This window comes from Leptothoe sp. PORK10 BA2 (assembly GCF_034932105.1).
Lineage (GTDB): Bacteria > Cyanobacteriota > Cyanobacteriia > Phormidesmidales > Phormidesmidaceae > Leptothoe.
The window spans coordinates 1-17,469 of sequence record NZ_JAYGIG010000161.1; the positions used below are offsets into that span (position 1 = coordinate 1).

A 17,469-nucleotide genomic window follows, 5' to 3' on the forward strand; every position below is an offset into this window, starting at 1 on the left:
GTGATGGAAACGGCCTGTGGGCTTCACAACTTTCGCCTAGCGCTACGTGGTTAAGCGATAGCAGATAACCACAATCAGAAGATAAAGACTTTGGATTACAACTCCTCACTATTTCCTATAATGTCTAATGTGCCAGTTGGAAGTGCGGAATGTCGGTTATGGAGTGTGTAGATGCCGAATCAGGAGCAGGGGCTACTTTGTTGTAGGCAAAGTTGTGGGCAAAACAATGCAGTCCTCACGGTTCCAGCCTATCTTCAGAGTTTCGCCCATTGCCTGATGGTCACTCAGCCGCACCATCTTTAGCTGACCGATTGCAGTCTCAACAATCAACTCAATCCGCTGTCCCGTATAGGTTGTTTCGATTAGCTTGCCGCCGATTGAATTGTCTGCATTTGAGACATGGGTGCTAATTCGCTCTGGGCGAACCATCAGGGTGACCTCACTTTCCACTGCTAAAGTATGGTTTAGCGACAAAGCTTTGATGTGCATGTTGTTAACTTCTACGATGGCAGTGCCGGTGGTTTCGTCTTCGGCTGAACAGGCGATAACTTTACCCGTCAAAAAATTTGCCTGACCGATGAATTGGGCTACAAACGTCGATGCAGGACGGTTATAGATGGCTGAAGGTGTGCCAATTTGTTCAATGCGACCATTGTGCATGACGGCAATGCGATCGCTCAAAGCCAGCGCTTCTTCCTGATCATGGGTCACATACACAAACGTAATCTCTGTTTTTCGCTGCAGCTGTCGTAGCTCTTGCCTTAGGGCCTCACGAATTTGCGCATCTAAAGCAGAGAGTGGCTCGTCTAACAGGAGTACTTTGGGGCGATCGACGAGGGCTCGCGCTAGGGCCACTCGCTGCTGCTGGCCGCCGGAGAGTTGAGCGGGCTTGCGATCGCCCAAGGTGGGAATTTGCACTAGCTGTAACACTTCTCGCAGACGCGGCTCAATGTCGCTTCGGCTCACGCCTGCAAGCCTCAGCGGATAGGCAATATTCTCAGCTACGGTGAGATGAGGGAAAAGCGCGTAGTTCTGAAATACCGTATGGACATCACGCCGATAAGGGGGTAGTTCGGTAACGTTTTGGCCGTCAATGTAAACCTCTCCATACTCGGGGATCTCAAAGCCACCGATCATTCGCAGTGTGGTTGTTTTGCCCGATCCACTGGGGCCTAGCAGTGAGTAAAACTCTCCTGGCTGTACATCCAGGGTTACATCTCGAACCCCATAGTAGTCCCCTGTCGCGGTGGGATATATCTTGCTGACGGCATCTAAATAAACAAGGCTATTGGTATGGGAAGGGACTTTCATGAGTTCGACTTGCTTTGACTGAGCAATACCAATAGCGTACTCGCCGCTAGTACCAACGTTGCTACCGCCGCAATCTCAGGCGTAATTTGAGTTCGTAGCCGCGCCCAAATCTCCATGGGCAGCGTGTTTTCTCGACCCGTGAGAAACAAGGTAACCACCACCTCATCAAACGATAGGGTAAAGGCCAACAACGCTCCGGCGATGACCGCACTGCGAATGTAGGGGAAGATAACGTCCCGAAAAACCTCCCCCGGACGAGCGCCTAAGTCATAAGCGGCTTCCTCCAGGCTGCGAGGAAACTGGGAGAGCCGGGTCAACATCGGCCCCAAGGCGACCGGAATACCAAATACAGCATGGCCCAAAATGACGGTTCCGAGCGATAGGCCCAGGCCAAGCTGAGAAAAATACGCCAGCATCGCCACCCCTGTGACAATTCCGGGCAGCAAAATCGGTAGGTTGAGGGCAATGCGAAAGCTGTTTTTACCCCAAAACTGATAGCGATAAATCGCAAACGCAGCTAATAGGCCAAACAGGGTCGCCAGCAGCGTGGCAACAGTGGCAACTTTTAGCGAATTAGTCAGCGCCGATTGAATGGCAGTATCGGCCAAGGCTTTCCGGTACCAGTTCAGCGTTACGCCCTTGAACGGGAGAGATAAAATTGCCGAGTTGTTGAAGCTCATCACCACTAAAACAACAATCGGCGCATTCAAAAATCCGTAAATTAAAACGGAAATTGTTCCTAGCAGCCACGGGCGCGCTGGTTTTCTGGGCTGCTGTGCGATCGCATTCATGAACCCTCCAATGCGCCTTGCTTGAAAACAATGGCTAGCCCAGAAAAGACAATGGCTATCACCACTAGGGCAAAGGCCGCGCCCAACGGCCAGTTATAGGAAACGCCAAACTGAGAAGCGATAATATTGCCCAGCATAATGTCGCCAGCCCCCCCCACTAAGCTAGGGGTGATAAAGTCTCCCATCGTCAAGGCGAAAACGTTGATCGAGCCAGCGAGTATCCCCGGCATGACTAACGGCAGGACCACGCGCCGAAACGTGGTTAAAGGAGGAGCATTGAGATCGGCAGAGGCCTCTAAAAGGTTGCTAGGCAAGCGTTCAAAGGCAGTAATGACCGGTAAAATCATGAAGGGAAGCCAGACATGGACGAAGGTGAGGGTAATGGCAAAACCGTTGTACAAAAAGGCCGAACTCGGGGCTGATAAAATCCCTAGGGAAACCAGCAGTGTGTTGATCACACCGTTGTAGCCCAGAATGATTTTCCAGGCGAAAACGCGCACTAAGTAGCTCGACCACAGGGGCAAAATGACCAGCAGGGTCAGCAGTTGGCGGTAGCGCCCGCCGTGACGGGTGATGAAGTAAGCGAGCGGCAGGGCGATGACGACATCGACGGCGGTGACGGTGAGGGCGATCGCCACCGTCCGTAGCAGCACCCGTTGATAAGACGCGTTCTGCGCAATGGTTTGAAAGTTTTTTAAAGTGAATACCTGAACAATCTCAAAAGACTCCAGTCGCCAAAAGCCATAGATCCCAAGCAGCGCGATGGGGAGAAAGTAAATCAGGCTCATCCACACCAGGGGCGGCAGTAGCGTGGCATAGAGGCCTAACGGTGTCGATGGGCGACGGGGAGCTTTAACTGCGGATTTCATTCCAGAGTTCCACCCACTCGTCGTAGTTTTTCACACTTTGCCACATGTTGATCTTGGCATGGAATGACAAATCATCCATAAACAACGCTTTGGCACGTTCTGGCCCAATGGCCTCTGTGCCTAGCTCTGTTGCCCCCGAGTAGCCGGTTGTCTCGATGACGCCTTTTTGGCCGGGCCCACTGAGGATGTAGTCAATCCACTGATAGGCCGCATCGACATTAGGAGAGTTTTTAGAAATCATCCAGGAGTCTGTCCAGCCCGTGAGCTGACCTTCAGGACTCACAGACCCCACTGGAAAGTCAGCCGCTGCTAACTGCGTATAGGTCAAAGGCCAAGCGTGGGCCATCACCACTTCTCCCGATTGAAACAAATTTGCCAGCTCTCCGGCCGTTGTCCAAAATTTTCGGACGTTAGGCTTGAGTGCCAACAGCGTTTCTTTCACCTCAGCCAGATCCTCGCTGGTGAGGTCATAGGGGTTAGGCTTGCCCAACCACAGTGCCACATCCGCAATGGTCATGGGGTTGTCGGGCAGGGTGATTTTGCCGGCATAGTCTGGATCAAACAGCACATCCCAGCTACTGGGCGCGGAGCTGATGGCCTCTTGGTTATAGACGAGTACGTTAGGCCCCCAGGCAAACGTGACGCCATAGGGCTGCCCTTTGAAGGTGTTCCATGGCCCTGTTTCAAACGCGTCGAATACGCTGCTGTAGTTCTGTAGCTTGTGGGTGTCAATGGGTTGCACAATCCCCGCTTTGTACAGCCGCTCAGTAATATCGCCAGAGGCTGAAATGAGATCATAGTTGCGGCCGCCGCCCGCCCGAAATTTCGCAAACATTTCATCGCTCGAGCCGGCGTAGGTGGCTTTTATGGCACAGCCCGTTTGGGCTTCAAATGCCTTGGTAAAAGAGGGGTCGGTGTAACCCTCCCAAACAATTGCGGTAAGGGTACAGTCGGCGGCGGCGGCTGGCGAACAGAAAGTGGTTAGCCCTACAAACCCAATCAAAAAAAACACTAAGCTCGCTTTTATGACCCGATGCCACATGGCTGGTTGCTCCTGAAAATAAAGTGTTTCTAAGGGGATTCAAATAGCTCTAGAGAGAAAGCTAGGATCGGGAAAACAGTGTAATTTAGATTCATTCTATAAACTGTTTTTAAGCATACTGTCTGTTTGAGCATGGTCTGCGTAGTCTAAGCAAACATTACGATTCAAAAGTGACTAGAGGTCACTAGAGGCTGCTATGTCTACATCACTAATGGATTCCTCTGCTGGTCACTCTGCACCGAACCCCGATGCGCTAGAGGCGTTTTGGATGCCGTTTACGGCCAATCGCCAGTTCAAAGCCAATCCTCGCCTGCTGACGGCAGCTGAGGGCATGTACTATACGGCCACGGGCGATCGCAAACTCTTAGACGGTACTGCGGGCCTATGGTGTGTGAATGCGGGCCATGGCCGACCGGAAATTGCCGCAGCAGTACACCGGCAGCTACTCCAGCTGGACTTTGCCTCTTCCTTTCAGGTTGGGCATGAAGGGGCTTTTACCCTAGCAAACCGGCTGGTGAAGCTGCTACCTGGCGATTTGAACCATGTCTTTTTTACCAATTCTGGCTCTGAATCGGTGGATACGGCCTTAAAACTAGCCGTCGCTTACCACGCGCTGCGGGGTGAACCTAGCAGACAGCGATTTGTGGGGCGCGAAAGAGCTTATCACGGTGTAAATTTGGGCGGTATTGCCGTCGGGGGCATCGCCAAAAACCGTCGCTTTTTTGAGGGGCTGACCCCCGGTGTGGATCATCTGGGTCATACTCACAATTTGGCGCACAATGCCTTTAGTCGGGGCCAGCCCCAGTGGGGAGAGGAGTTAGCCGAGGAACTGGAAACCGTTGTCGCCCAGCGCGGGGCAGATACCATTGCTGCTGTCATTGTCGAGCCAATCTACGGGGCAACCGGTGTACTCATTCCGCCCGTGGGATATTTGCAGAAGCTGCGGGAGATCTGCGATCGCAACCACATTCTGCTAATTTTTGACGAGGTCATCACCGGCTTTGGTCGTCTAGGGGTGCCTTTTGCCACTGAATATTTTGGCGTCCTGCCCGATATCATTACCTCCGCCAAAGGTCTGACTAACGGCAGCGTGCCCATGGGTGCGGTGTTCATGCGGCAGGGCATTTACGACACCTTTATGGCCGCCACCGAAAGCGGGATTGAGTTCGCCCATGGCTATACCTATTCGGGCCATCCTGTGGCCTGTGCGGCGGCGTTAGCCACCCTCGACATTTATGAATCGGCCGGGCTCTTTAGCCGGGTGCAAACCCTCATGCCCTATTGGGAAAACGCTGCCCACCAGTTAAAGGGCACAAAACATGTGCTCGATATTCGTAACCTGGGGCTGCTGGCAGGCATTGAGCTAGAACCGACTGACCAACCGGGAGAGAGAGGGGCGGAGGTCTTCCGACGCAGTTTTGACAAAGGTGTCTTTTTGCGTGCTGCTGGCGATACGATTGTCCTTTCGCCACCGCTGATCATTGAGCCGCACCAGATTGATCAAATCTTCGAAACCTTGATGGGTGTGCTCAATCAACTTTAATAATCAATAAGAGTGTCTTACACATCACCGAATTGTGGGCATAAAACCCATAAAGTGAGGGGGAGATATTTAGCTGATTAGGCCCCCCAACCATGGTACAAACATCGGTCAAGCTCACTCACTATCCCATGGTCATCGGTACCGAGCTTGTGACCACCGGCAGCCAAGAGATCATTGATCCGTCCAATGGGGAAGCCTTTGCCACCGTTGCCGTTGGCACCGCCGCCGATGTTGCTCAAGCGGTGAAGGTCGCTCAGGCCGCTCAGCGAGAATGGGCTATGCTGTCGGTGGGTGAGCGGGGTGCGATATTGCTCAAGCTAGCCGATGCGCTAGCCGAACAAAGTGATCGATTTGCCCAGCTAGAGTCGCAAAACACCGGCAAACCGATCAAGCTATCCCTGGGTGGTGATTTGCCGGTGGCGGTTGATACTTTTCGCTATTTTGCCTCTGTGGTGCGGCGGCAAGAAGGGGCGGCTGGTGGTGAATATCTCAGTGGCTATACCAGCTTTCTCCGGCGAGAACCGGTGGGCGTAGTCGGTGCGATCGCACCCTGGAACTATCCAATTATGATGGCAGCCTGGAAAATTGCACCTGCGATCGCAGCTGGCAATGCCGTCATCATTAAGCCCGCCCCCAATACCCCCTTGACCACGATTGAGCTAGCTAAACTTGCGATCGAGGCTGGAATTCCCGCAGGGCTGATCAACGTTGTCACAGGCGATGTCGAAGTCGGCGAGGCAATCTGCACCCACAAAGACATCGGCATGGTGAGCTTCACCGGCAGCACCCGCACGGGCCAGCGAGTCGCTGCCCTAGCCGCCCCCTTGGTGAAGCGAGTCACCCTGGAGCTAGGCGGCAAAGCCCCCTTGGTTGTTTTTGCCGATGCCGACATTGAGGCAGCGGCTCGGGGTGCCCTCACCGGTGCCTTTATCAACACCGGTCAAGACTGCACCGCTGTCACCCGAATCTATGTGCAAGCAGACGCGTACGAGCCGTTTTTAGAGCGCTTTACAGCCCTAGTCAACAAGATTCACGTCGGCACGCCCTTTGAAAAAGGCACAGATATCGGCCCCTTAATCAGCGTTGAGCAGCGTCAGCGCGTAGACAGCTACGTACAGGCAGCCAAGCAGGCAGGCATAAAAGTCATCACCGGCGGAGAAATCCCCGATGGCCCCGGCGCTTTTTATCCGCCCACCATCATCGTGGATGCACCACAGTCATCGAGTTGTATGCAGGAAGAGATTTTTGGTCCGGTTGTCTGTGTGAACTCATTTGACGATGAAGCTGAGGCCATTCACTTGGCCAACGACACCCCCTATGGCCTATCTGGCAGCGTTTGGACGAGCAATGTGCAAAGGGCCATGCGCTTCTCTGCGGCGATGGAGTGCGGCACCGTTTGGGTGAATGAACATATCCCCCTAGTCAGTGAAATGCCCCATGGTGGATTTAAGCAAAGCGGCGTTGGCAAAGACTGCTCGCACTACGCCCTAGAGGAATACACCATCGTCAAACATGTGATGATTGATCTTTCAGGTGAGGCCAAAAAAGACTGGTACGCCGTCGTGTTAGACGAAGAAGACACGCCAGAATAGGTCCCTTGCCCAAAACTTAGGCTCTGTACTTAGGCTCTGTTGCAAGAAGTCAGGGAGGGTATCAATTTAAGCCGGAAAATCCTGTCTGGGTGGGAAGTCAGGAGCCAGAAGCCAGTGAGGCCCTGACTCCTGGCTCCTGACTTCTGAATATTATCCTTAGGAAAACGTCCCGCTTTGAGTTGGTACCCGCCTCTTTTTCTGTTGCTCGCTCCAAGCGTGCGAAGCCTCTAACAAACTGCTGATTGAAGCTGCTGGTGAAAAGGCCTTGGCCTAAACAAAGAACTGGCACACTCAACTGGCACACTTGTCTGTTTCCTAGGCATGATGTTAACCATATTGCACCATCTCACAAGACATCACGCATAAGGGTTAATGGCAATGGAACGCACAAAATTGGTCTGGCTGCTCGGTACGGCGATTACCTTAGGAATGATTGGATCTCAGCCTGCTGGGGCTGAGCCAGCAGGACTCTCTGGCAGCTATGCCGGAGCGACCTTATCGGCGGATCAGGTGATGGGTTTGCAGGGACTACAAAATCCCCTGACTCAGACGCTGATTCAGTCCAGTGGAGTGTCCTCGAAAGCCCCTGGTGCATCAGCTTTGGCGTTGCCTGCCGCGCAGCAATACCAAGGTCGCTTGGATCTGGAGAATAGTGATCTGTCGGTGCGTGGTTCACTCTATGTGCAGGGTGAGTCTACTGCGATTGTGCCTTCTGTGACCTACGATATTCCAGTTCAGGGCAGTACAAATGTCTATGCTGGGGCAGGGTATGCCTTAATCAATCCTGATGGGGGAGCGACACCTTTGGGCGATCGCAACGGGTTAGTGCTCTCGGCTGGGGCAGAAAGTGGGGTGTTACCTGGCATTGTGGTCTATGGCAATGCGCAAATAGGGGTAGGGACAGATTCGCAAACGGGGAATAGCCCTTTGCGTTGGCAAATGGGGGTTGGTCGCAGATTTTAGGATTGGCCGTGGGTTTTGATCATGGTTTTGGCCATGGGGTTTGACCATGGGGTTTGGTCTGCCTAGGGGAGTGGAATCACCTATCCAACAGTTCAACCGGATCTTCATCATGCAAGTTTGACAACTCGGTTCTGGCAATTTCTGGCAATTCGGTATTGTTGAACAAAATTTGCATCACCCGAGAGCCGGGTTCACTCAGGGCATCCCGAGCAATGGTGGCGACTTCGCCAGTAACGCTTGCCCTGTATTCAGCAACAATATCCCCAAAGGCATTACGCTGCAGGGCAACCTTTTGCCCAAGGATGACTTTCTCTCCAACATCAACCATCAGTTCAAGAAACCCGCCCGTCGTCGAACGGATGGTTGAAAATGTATTGCCGAAAAAAGTGCCAACGTCTTGGGCCGTACGCCCCATAGAACCCTGAATGACTTGATGCTGCTTGAGTACATTTAGAGTACCTTCAACGGCCATGGCAATCTTTTGCGCATCAAAAATTCGGGGGCTACCCAGTTCTACCGTGAGGGCTGGAATGCCCGCTTCGACAAAGGTAGTCTCCAGAGAGCCTGGTTCTCCTGGATCATCCTTGATCTGCTCCACTGGAAATAGTTGTGCCATCTGCCGAATCTCTGGTTTGCTGAGGTCGGCATAAATAAATAGGGTAAAATCGCTGCCGGTGGAGACGGTGTGGAAATCAATCGCTAGATCAAGGTTGGGTTGAAACAGGCGTTGCCATAGTAAACCAGCATGGCGGGTGGGGGGATTGTTACCCATTTCATCACCAGGCCAAACGCGGTTGATATTTACTGAAGAGCCACCACCATAGGCCATGGGCCATCTAGCTTGGGTGAACTCAATAGCGGCACGGGAAAGTCCTAAAACAGCAATTACACAGCCTGCCATCTGGTCGGGTTCAAGGGTTGCCATCACTCGCTGTACCGCATTCATCGAACTCAGTTCATCGCCATGCACTCCAGCTACGAGGGCGATACATTTACCTGGCTGCACACCCTTTGCGACTACGACCGGCACGTACCAGTGTTGGCCAGTGCCCATCTGTACTCCCTGAAAGAAGAAGCGATAATTTTTACCGATTTCTAGATCATTAACGTTCAACTGGCTAATGACGGGTATTCCCTGGATGGTATCGCCGGTGTAGACGGTCTTTCCTAAACAGGCTTCTGAGTGATTCGATATTTCCATTTAACCCTATGTAACAAAAGTTTCTTGCGGGGCAGATTTTACCAGTGTTTTACGTTTGTTTGCTTATGTATAGGGTGGATGTCCCCTATGGCTCCTTATTTTGCTGAGGGTGGATGCTCCTAGGAATTGGCTGTTGATTCATTTTTATGTACAAACTAATTTTCTATATGCAAACTAATTTAGGTATGGACCTTGTCTAGTTCGAAACTTGGGGTTTGCTTTACCCTAAATTATTCTCGTTTTCCCTCACCCTAAATCCCTCTCCCGAGGGGAGAGGGACTTTGATGTGGCTCCCTGTCTCCAGAGGAGACGGGGGGTGAACGCTTTCTGGGAGAGGGGTTGGGGGTGTAGCTTGATTCTTGTAGGGTGGGTCAGAACTAGGGTTTCTGGACTTGGTTTAAACCCACAATCTGAAACATACGATAGATATGATGCTGAGTAATGTTGTATGAAGTCATTCAGGACAGCAAAAGATAAGATAAGTAATATACGATTGATTCAAAGCTACGTCTCATCCTATGATTGCTTCACCGACCGTTAAAATTCCGACTGCCATGAGCGTCAGTTTTCTGCAGTTTCAGCAATTAGTTAAAGCGAATCCGGATTTACGACTAGAGTTAACCGTTGAAGGAAAATTGATTGCAATGTCACCTACCGGCAGTGAAGGTGGACAACGGAATGCTGAGCTAACCACAGACTTTGTCATTTGGAATCGTCAGACAAAATTAGGGATTGTTTTCGACTCGTCCACAGGCTTCAAGCTTCCTAATGGTGCCGTGAGGTCCCCTGATGTTTCCTGGGTCCAAAAGTCTCGTTGGGATGCACTCACGCCAGAACAACGCAAAGGATTTGCTCCCCTATGTCCTGACTTTGTTTTAGAACTTGCTTCCGAATCTGATGATATCGACGAGCTTCAGCTCAAGATGCAGGAATATATTGCAAATGGATCTCAGTTGGGTTGGTTAATTGATCCGAGAACTCAGCAAGTAGACGTTTATCGGCCTGGGAAATCTGTTGAGATTTTGCAATCGCCCAAAATTCTATCAGGGGAAGATATCTTATTTGGACTACTGTTCAATTTGGATGTAATTTATCCAGACTAAGTGACTTTACTCCCGAGGTAAGGAGCCCCCCGTCATGGCCATGACTTCGCCATTGACAAATTCATAGCGCTGCTCTTGCTGGGGTTCCCAAGCCAGATAAGCTTCGACAGTCATTTTTTGAGGATAGGGAATGGCGATCATGACACAGTTCTTGGCCAACTGCTTCTATTATGCTCCGCTTCGTCGTTCTTAAAATAAAGAACCTACCAGTACTGCTCAGAAACCCATGCTGCTTACCGAACAGAGTTAGCATCTGCCATGCTCCACCCTTTTACCCTTTACCCCCGATGGACAAAGCAAAAATTGATCCGCAGTTATACGGATCTAATCAAAAAAACATGTAGGCTAAAACAACCAAGCCCTGGTGTAGTATGTCGCTTTTTCGTTGCTTTACCCTGAGTCCAATTATCCTGTCATTGACCTTAGGGGCTGTTTCAGGACTTACACTAGAGACGCTCAGCCCTAGGGCTGCATGGGCACAAACGGATCTAAGCAGCCAAGCCGATCGGTTGCGAGATGAAGGCCTTGAGCTTTATCGAGTAAGTCAGTGGCGACAGGCTTTAGATAACTGGCAACAGGCCTTAGAACTCTATCGACAAGCGGGCGATCGCGGGGGCGAAGCCACAACCCTGGGCAATATCGGCGTTATCTATAATTCGTTAGGTGACTATCCCCAAGCGCTGGATTATCAAGAACAAAGCTTAGCCCTCTCACGGGAGCTGGGCGATCGCGTGGGAGAATCCAGAGCTCTGGGCAACATCGGCAATATCTATCAGTTTTTAGGTGACTATCTCCAAGCGCTGGATTACCAAGAACAAAGCTTAGCTCTCTCACGGGAGCTGGGCGATCGCGCTACAGAAGCCCAAACCCTAGGAAACATCGGCAATATCTATCAGTTTTTAGGCGACTATCCCCAAGCACTGGCTTACCAAGAACAAAGCTTAGCCCTCACACGGGAGCTGGGCGATCGCGCTACAGAAGCCAACGCCCTGGGAAACATCGGCAATATCTATCAGTTTTTAGGCGACTATCCCCAAGCACTGGCTTACCAAGAACAAAGCTTAGCCATCAAAAGGGATCTGGGCGATCGCGGGGTAGAAGCCACAATCCTGGGCAATATCGGCATTATCTACAGCTTATTAGGCGACTATCCCCAAGCGCTGGATTACCTAGAACAAAGCTTAGCCCTCACACGGGAGCTGAGTGATCGCGCTGGAGAAGCCAGAGCCCTGGGCAACATCGGCAATATCTATCAGGTGTTAGGCGACTATCCCCAAGCGCTGGATTACCTAGAACAAAGCTTAGCCCTCACACAAGAGCTGGGCGATCGCGCTACAGAAGCCGACGTCCTGGGCAACATCGGCATTATCTATCAGGTGTTAGGCGACTATTCCCAAGCGCTGGATTACCTAGAACAAAGCTTAGCCCTCACACGGGAGCTGGGCGATCGAGGGAGCGAAGCCATAACCCTGGGCAACATCGGCAATATCTATTATTTGTTAGGCGACTATCCCCAAGCGCTGGATTACCAAGAACAAAGCTTAGCCCTCACACGGGAGCTGGGCGATCGTGCGGGCGAAGCCAACGCCCTGGGCAACATCGGCAATATCTATGATTCATTGGGCGACTATCCCCAAGCGCTGGATTACCTAGAACAAAGCTTAGCCCTCACACGGGAGTTGGGGAATCGTGCGGGAGAAGCCTTAATCCTGGGCAATATTGGGTATTTATTTGAAGCCGAGGCGGAACCTGAGCTGGCCATTATCTTTTTCAAGGAAGCGGTCAATGGTTATGAAGAAATTCGAAAAGATAATCAAGTCTTTGAACAGGCGTTGCAAGACTCTTACACGGCCAAAGTTGAGGATACGTATCGCGCCTTGGCTAATCTGCTGCTGGAGCAAGGCCGTATTCCAGAAGCGCAGCAGGTGCTTGACCTATTAAAAATTGAAGAATTACGGGAGTTTACCCGTGCCTCTTGGGAAAGTGGTCGTTTGCAGCATACGGATATTGAACAACCCGTTATCAAGAGCCATGGCAGCCTGATTGCCCTCGGGCTCAAACTCTACCACTGTCGACAAACCCGCTGCGATGACCTAAATAGCCTGCGCACAGAACAGCGCACCTTAACAGCGGAGTATGAAAACCAGGTTGCTCAGTTCGCTGCCACCATCGCCGCTAACGATCGTGACGACGGTCTATTTCAAGATCCCAATAGTCTCAGTGACGACGCCTATAAACTACTCCAGGCGAACCCCAATGCAGCGCTGATCTATCCCTTTGTCACTGATGAGAAACTATGGTTACTATGGGCCGCTGCTGGCGGTGCGGTAGGGAGTATCGATGTAGATGTTTCCCAGGGAGAACTTTCTAAAGCAGTACAACAGTTTGGCGAGCTGCTCAGCTCCCCAGGGCCCCTAGACCCATTACAAGCCAAAAGCCAGCAGCTCCACGACTGGCTAATCAAACCCCTCGAAGCGGAACTCAAGGCCAACAACATTCAGCAGCTCATCTTTGTTAATGACCGAGTTACCCGCTATATCCCCATGGCAGCCCTATACGATGGGGAAACCTATCTCATGGAACGCTACACTCTCTCAACGGTGATCGCCCCAGCCATTACCGACACCGAGGAAACCCTGGGCACCGTCGATAGTGCAGAAATTCTGGGACTGGGACTGACCAAGCCGGTTGAAGGCTTTAATGCCCTGCCAGCGGTTGCAGAAGAGCTGAATGCGATTGTCCGGAGTAACGGGGATGATGCCGCCGGTATCTACCCTGGCCAGGTGTTGATGGATGACGAATTTACGCTGGAATCGATGCAAAACACGATTGAGTTTCGACGGATCTTGCACATTGCCACCCATGCCCAGTTTGAGCCCAGTCAACCGGAGGACTCGTTTATTTTGCTGGGCAATGGCCGGCGCATGAGCATCAAAGACATTGATATCATGCAAGAAAGCCTGCGGGATTTACACTTGGTTGTGCTCTCCGCCTGTCAAACCGCGCTGGGTGGTCCCACCGGGGATGGCAGTGAGATTGCTGGGATTAGCTCCTACTTCCTCTCTGCTAACCGAGCGGCGACCGTATTAGCCACCCTATGGCAAGTGGACGACACGGGTACTAGCCTACTCATGCAGCGCTTTTACACCCTGATGGCCAGTGGCGAACTCACCAAAGCCGAAGCCCTCAGGCAGGCCCAGCTTAGCTTGCTGAAAAATGAAAATACCCTCACCGAACGGTTGGGCCAATTAGGTATTAGCCGAGGCGGCTTGGTAAATCCAGATGCCACTGATACAGGCTCCGTCGGCTTGACCCACCCCTACTATTGGGCACCGTTCACCCTGATGGGCAATAGCCTGTAGGTCAGTTTCTTGGCAGGCAATGGATATACTCAAGGGACCGTGTTGATTAATGGTCATTGGCCAGACAGTACCCCATTGGGTAATACCCACAGATGGCGTTACCATCCATGATTAAGAAACATCAGGCATGGCCAGAGAAACCTTTGCTCCACCAGTAAATTTAACTGAATACCTCCTCTAGCATAGACTTTATGGGCCATTGCGGCAGATTACAGCTTATTACCTTGGCCATGACATTGCCATTGGCCTTTGCTGATGCAGGTCGGGCAGTTGTCCTGGAAAGCCTTAAGCCGCTTCCCTCTACCTCCTTTTCAAAACCTGACAAACTAGTTCAACTACCCGCTGCTGGGTCTGCCTCTAGTCGTCAAAAGCAGACTTCTAGGGTCAATTTGCCGGTAGCCGGGGAATATCGCATTCTGGCTAATGCCCATGATGCTCAAGGACGGGGTACCTGTCTGACAGTGGGTGAAGCCAGTGTGACGGAGCTGAGTCAGGCAGAGCGGGTATCAGAGTTAGAGGGCTTATTGCAGGAGGGGAGAAGTCTTTATAATCAAAGTCAGTTTCAAGAGGCATTGTCTGTCTTTGAGGATGCTTTACAGGCCTCTCGACAGATTGGCAATCAAGCCATAGAGGCTCGTATTCTGAATGCTTTGAGTGATACATCCTGGTGGTTAGGAAACTTTTCAGATGCGTTAGGGTATGCCGAGGCAAGTTTCACCCTGAGCGAATTGATTGGGGATAGGTCTGGTGTTGCTGATGCCCTTCGCGATATTGGTGATGTTTATAAATCATTGAGCCAGTATCCGGAGGCCTTGGAGCAGTACGAGCAAAGTCTGGTGATCACCCGGGAGATCGGTGACCGGGCTGGCGAAGCCGATACCCTCAACAACATTGGCAATGTGTATCAGTCATTGGGCGAGTATTCGGAGGCCCTGGAGCAGTACGAGCAAAGTCTGGTGATCACCCGGGTGATCGGTGACCGGGCAACAGAAGCCCGTACCTTCAACAACATTGGCATTGTGCATCAGTCATTGGGCGAGTATCCGGAGGCCCTGGAGCAGTACGAGCAAAGTCTGGTGATCACCCGGGAGATCGGTGACCGGGCAACAGAAGCCCGTACCTTCAACAACATTGGTCTTGTGCATCAGTCATTGGGCGAGTATCTGGGGGCCCTGGAGCAGTACGAGCAAAGTCTGGTGATCACCCGGGAGATTGGTGACCGGGCAACAGAAGCCCAAACTCTCAACAACATTGGCAATGTGCATCAGTCATTGGGCAAGTATTCGGAGGCCCTGGAGCAGTACGAGCAAAGTCTGGTGATCACACAGGAGATCGGTGACCGGGCTGGAGAAGCCAGTACCTTCAACAACATTGGCTCTGTGCATTGGTTATTGGGCGAGTATCCGGCGGCCCTGGAGCAGTACGAGCAAAGTCTGGTGGTCAAACGGGAGATCGGTGACCGGGCTGGCGAAGCCGATACCCTCAACAACATTGGTCTTGTGCATCAGTCATTGGGCGAGTATCCGGAGGCCCTGGAGCAGTACGAGCAAAGTCTGGTGATCACCCGGGAGATCGGTGACCGGGCTGGAGAAGCCAAAACCCTCAACAACATTGGTCTTGTGCATCAGTCATTGGGCGAGTATCCGGAGGCCCTGGAGCAGTACGAGCAAAGTCTGGTGATCACCCGGGAGATCGGTGACCGGGCTGGAGAAGCCAAAACCCTAGCTAATATCGGCCTCTTACTTCAAGTTCAGGGTAAACCTGTATTAGCCATTCTCTTTTTAAAACAGTCCATCAATACCTACGAAACTATTCGTACCAGCATCCAATCCCTTGATCAATCGTCGCAAGAGGCCTTCGCTGACACTATTGACCATCACTATCGTACCCTGGCCGATATCCTCCTCCAGCAGGACCGTATCCTAGAAGCACAGCGGGTGCTAGATTTACTACGGGTACAAGAACTCGACAACTACGTACGCGGCGTACGCGGCAATGAAAATACCCAATCCGGTATTGCCCTGCGCCCTGATGAACAAGAAATTATTAAACGCTACGAAGCCCATCAGGATGAACTGATTAAGCTGGGCCAAGAACGGGCAACCCTAGCTAAAATCGCCCCAGACCAGCGCACTCCTGAACAGCAAGCACGTATAGAAGAGCTACGTCAGCTGGAGCGAGCCGTGCTGGCTGGATTCCAAATCTTCTCTGAGCAGCCTGATATTGTTACCTTAGTACAGCGGCTACGGAATACCTTAGGCGCTACCAACATTGAGCTGGGCGAACTCAATGCCCTACGGGATAACCTACAAACCCTCCAGAAAGACCACAACCAAAATGCCGTAGTGCTCTATCCCTTAGTGCTGGAAGATCGGTTAGAGCTGGTGTTAGTCACTCCCAACGCGCCCCCTATCCGACGAACCGTTGCTGTAAAACGCACCGAACTAAACGAAGTCATTGGCCATCTACGCTATGGCCTGGAACAACCCGGGCGAGATGTAGAAACCCATGCCAAACAACTCTATGACTGGTTGATTCGCCCCATTGCCGACGATCTCAAACAAGCCGGAGCCGATACCATCATTTACTCCCCCGACTTGCGACTACGCTATGTGCCTCTGGCAGTACTCCATGATGGTAACAACTGGTTAATTGAGTCCTATCGCGTCAATAATATTACAGCCGCCAGTCTGGCCGACTTAGACAATGCCCCGACACGAAATAATGTCAGTGTGCTGGCCGCTGCATTTACCGAGGGCAGCCATGATGTCCCCGTGGGAGAGCAATCCGTTTCCTACTCAGGATTACCCTTTGCCGGACCTGAAGTTGATTTCCTGGCTACTCTGATCCCCAGCACGGTGAAACGCCTCAATAATGAATTCAGTCTTGACATTCTGAATGAGATGGATGACTACAAAATTATCCATCTAGCCACCCATGCTGCATTCAATCCTGGTCCTCCCGAAAATTCCCACATAGTATTTGGCAATGGGGATTGGGCCACCCTGGCCGATGTCAAGCAGTGGAGCTTTCCCAATGTGGAGCTAGTGGTCCTCAGCGCCTGCGAAACCGCTATTGGCGATGTGCTGCGCACCGACTCAGAAACAGACTCTGACTCAATCACTGGGGAAGAAATTCTCGGCTTTGGCTATTTGATGCAGGCCGCTGGGGCAGAGGCTGTTATGGGTTCTCTATGGAAGGTGGATGACGGCGGCACTCAAATTTTGATGGGCGCATTTTACGATGCCCTGAGCCGAGGCGGACTGTCCAAGGCGGCAGCATTACAACAGGCCCAGAGAGATCTAATTCGTTTAGCCGATGACAACAACCGAGGCAGTTTGGTGAACATTGTTGCTAATAGAGATCTGAACATAGACCCGAAAGACCTCAGCCACCCCCACTACTGGGCTCCCTTTATCCTGATCGGCAATGGCCTTTAGACACAGCTATGAAACGTAGGCAGGCCCTTAGATATATTCCATTAGGCTTAGCCACCCCGATTTCAGTGGCCTATGCCCAGCAAAACCTGCCACAGCAAAATCCAGATGATTTGACTGTAGAACAATTGTAACTACTCAGGCTGGGGTAGGAGAGTTATAGGGTTTCCAGAGAACAATCCCATGAGGGCATCCAGAACGTTATGCCCCTGTTTGCGTAGAGTGGATAGGTAACCGCGAATACGGCAGAACATC

At 51.8% G+C, this 17,469-nt stretch carries 12 protein-coding genes and 1 pseudogene; 7 read left to right on the forward strand and 6 right to left on the reverse strand.

Going from position 1 to position 17,469, the window contains the following annotated elements; translation table 11 throughout:
- Positions 1-192: 192 nt before the first annotated feature.
- Genes VB741_RS24630 through VB741_RS24645 form a run of 4 tightly spaced genes read right to left on the reverse strand, consistent with a single transcriptional unit; the run spans position 193 to position 3,983 of the window.
- Entirely contained in the window at positions 193-1,311 is a 1,119-nt protein-coding gene (locus VB741_RS24630; protein WP_323367874.1) for an ABC transporter ATP-binding protein, read from the reverse strand.
- The gene (locus tag VB741_RS24635) at positions 1,308-2,102 is read right to left on the reverse strand and encodes an ABC transporter permease (protein ID WP_323367875.1); all 795 of its coding nucleotides are present in this window, start codon (positions 2,100-2,102) and stop codon (positions 1,308-1,310) included. Before VB741_RS24635 ends, VB741_RS24630 begins: the two co-directional genes overlap by 4 nt.
- Positions 2,099-2,971 (reverse strand): ABC transporter permease, encoded by an 873-nt coding sequence (locus tag VB741_RS24640; protein ID WP_323367876.1) that lies wholly within the window; start codon positions 2,969-2,971, stop codon positions 2,099-2,101. The genes VB741_RS24635 and VB741_RS24640 overlap by 4 nt, the downstream gene beginning before the upstream one ends.
- Positions 2,955-3,983: an ABC transporter substrate-binding protein gene (locus tag VB741_RS24645; protein WP_323367877.1), complete on the reverse strand. Its 1,029-nt coding sequence runs from the start codon at positions 3,981-3,983 to the stop codon at positions 2,955-2,957. The genes VB741_RS24640 and VB741_RS24645 overlap by 17 nt, the downstream gene beginning before the upstream one ends.
- A 226-nt stretch (positions 3,984-4,209) precedes the next feature.
- Here VB741_RS24645 and VB741_RS24650 point away from each other — a divergent pair, with 226 nt between their 5' ends.
- From VB741_RS24650 to VB741_RS24660, 3 genes are all read left to right on the forward strand, one after another.
- Positions 4,210-5,556, forward strand: coding sequence for an aspartate aminotransferase family protein (locus tag VB741_RS24650; protein ID WP_323367878.1), 1,347 nt, complete (start codon positions 4,210-4,212; stop codon positions 5,554-5,556).
- Between the two features lie 92 nt (positions 5,557-5,648).
- A complete protein-coding gene (locus VB741_RS24655; RefSeq protein WP_323367879.1) occupies positions 5,649-7,148 on the forward strand; it encodes an aminobutyraldehyde dehydrogenase in 1,500 nt (499 codons plus the stop codon).
- Positions 7,149-7,526: 378 nt separating this feature from the next.
- Entirely contained in the window at positions 7,527-8,111 is a 585-nt protein-coding gene (locus VB741_RS24660) for a hypothetical protein (RefSeq protein ID WP_323367880.1), read from the forward strand.
- A 76-nt stretch (positions 8,112-8,187) separates the two neighbouring features.
- Here VB741_RS24660 and VB741_RS24665 read toward each other — a convergent pair whose 3' ends face one another.
- Complete coding sequence (locus tag VB741_RS24665) at positions 8,188-9,312, reverse strand: M14 family metallopeptidase (protein WP_323367881.1); 1,125 nt, start codon at positions 9,310-9,312, stop codon at positions 8,188-8,190.
- A gap of 518 nt (positions 9,313-9,830) precedes the next feature.
- On the opposite strand from VB741_RS24665, the gene VB741_RS24670 reads away from it, so the two are divergent.
- Positions 9,831-10,415 (forward strand): Uma2 family endonuclease, encoded by a 585-nt coding sequence (locus VB741_RS24670; protein ID WP_323367882.1) that lies wholly within the window; start codon positions 9,831-9,833, stop codon positions 10,413-10,415.
- A 15-nt stretch (positions 10,416-10,430) separates the two neighbouring features.
- On the opposite strand, the pseudogene VB741_RS24675 reads toward VB741_RS24670, so the two are convergent.
- A pseudogene (locus tag VB741_RS24675) lies at positions 10,431-10,556 on the reverse strand (Uma2 family endonuclease); the annotation flags it as partial.
- Positions 10,557-10,786: 230 nt separating this feature from the next.
- Between VB741_RS24675 and VB741_RS24680 the strand changes: the two are divergent.
- The 3 genes from VB741_RS24680 (at position 10,787) to VB741_RS24690 (ending at position 17,348) form a co-directional block, all read left to right on the forward strand.
- Positions 10,787-13,777 carry a CHAT domain-containing protein gene (locus tag VB741_RS24680; RefSeq protein WP_323367884.1) on the forward strand — a complete coding sequence of 997 codons (2,991 nt, stop codon included), beginning with the start codon at positions 10,787-10,789 and terminating at the stop codon, positions 13,775-13,777.
- Between the two features lie 230 nt (positions 13,778-14,007).
- Entirely contained in the window at positions 14,008-17,217 is a 3,210-nt protein-coding gene (locus VB741_RS24685; RefSeq protein WP_323367885.1) for a CHAT domain-containing protein, read from the forward strand.
- Positions 17,218-17,225: 8 nt separating this feature from the next.
- Positions 17,226-17,348 carry a hypothetical protein gene (locus VB741_RS24690; RefSeq protein WP_323367886.1) on the forward strand — a complete coding sequence of 41 codons (123 nt, stop codon included), beginning with the start codon at positions 17,226-17,228 and terminating at the stop codon, positions 17,346-17,348.
- Positions 17,349-17,469 lie beyond the last annotated feature (121 nt).

Bases quoted from the DNA above. Each gene is read 5' to 3' on its own strand.
- VB741_RS24630 (WP_323367874.1), bottom strand. From the start codon at position 1,311: ATGAAAGTCCCTTCCCATACCAATAGCCTTGTTTATTTAGATGCCGTC.
- VB741_RS24670 (WP_323367882.1), top strand. From the start codon at position 9,831: ATGATTGCTTCACCGACCGTTAAAATTCCGACTGCCATGAGCGTCAGT.
- VB741_RS24650 (WP_323367878.1), top strand. From the start codon at position 4,210: ATGTCTACATCACTAATGGATTCCTCTGCTGGTCACTCTGCACCGAAC.
- VB741_RS24660 (WP_323367880.1), top strand. From the start codon at position 7,527: ATGGAACGCACAAAATTGGTCTGGCTGCTCGGTACGGCGATTACCTTA.
- VB741_RS24690 (WP_323367886.1), top strand. From the start codon at position 17,226: ATGAAACGTAGGCAGGCCCTTAGATATATTCCATTAGGCTTAGCCACC.
- VB741_RS24685 (WP_323367885.1), top strand. From the start codon at position 14,008: ATGACATTGCCATTGGCCTTTGCTGATGCAGGTCGGGCAGTTGTCCTG.
- VB741_RS24680 (WP_323367884.1), top strand. From the start codon at position 10,787: ATGTCGCTTTTTCGTTGCTTTACCCTGAGTCCAATTATCCTGTCATTG.
- VB741_RS24665 (WP_323367881.1), bottom strand. From the start codon at position 9,312: ATGGAAATATCGAATCACTCAGAAGCCTGTTTAGGAAAGACCGTCTAC.
- VB741_RS24635 (WP_323367875.1), bottom strand. From the start codon at position 2,102: ATGAATGCGATCGCACAGCAGCCCAGAAAACCAGCGCGCCCGTGGCTG.
- VB741_RS24640 (WP_323367876.1), bottom strand. From the start codon at position 2,971: ATGAAATCCGCAGTTAAAGCTCCCCGTCGCCCATCGACACCGTTAGGC.
- VB741_RS24655 (WP_323367879.1), top strand. From the start codon at position 5,649: ATGGTACAAACATCGGTCAAGCTCACTCACTATCCCATGGTCATCGGT.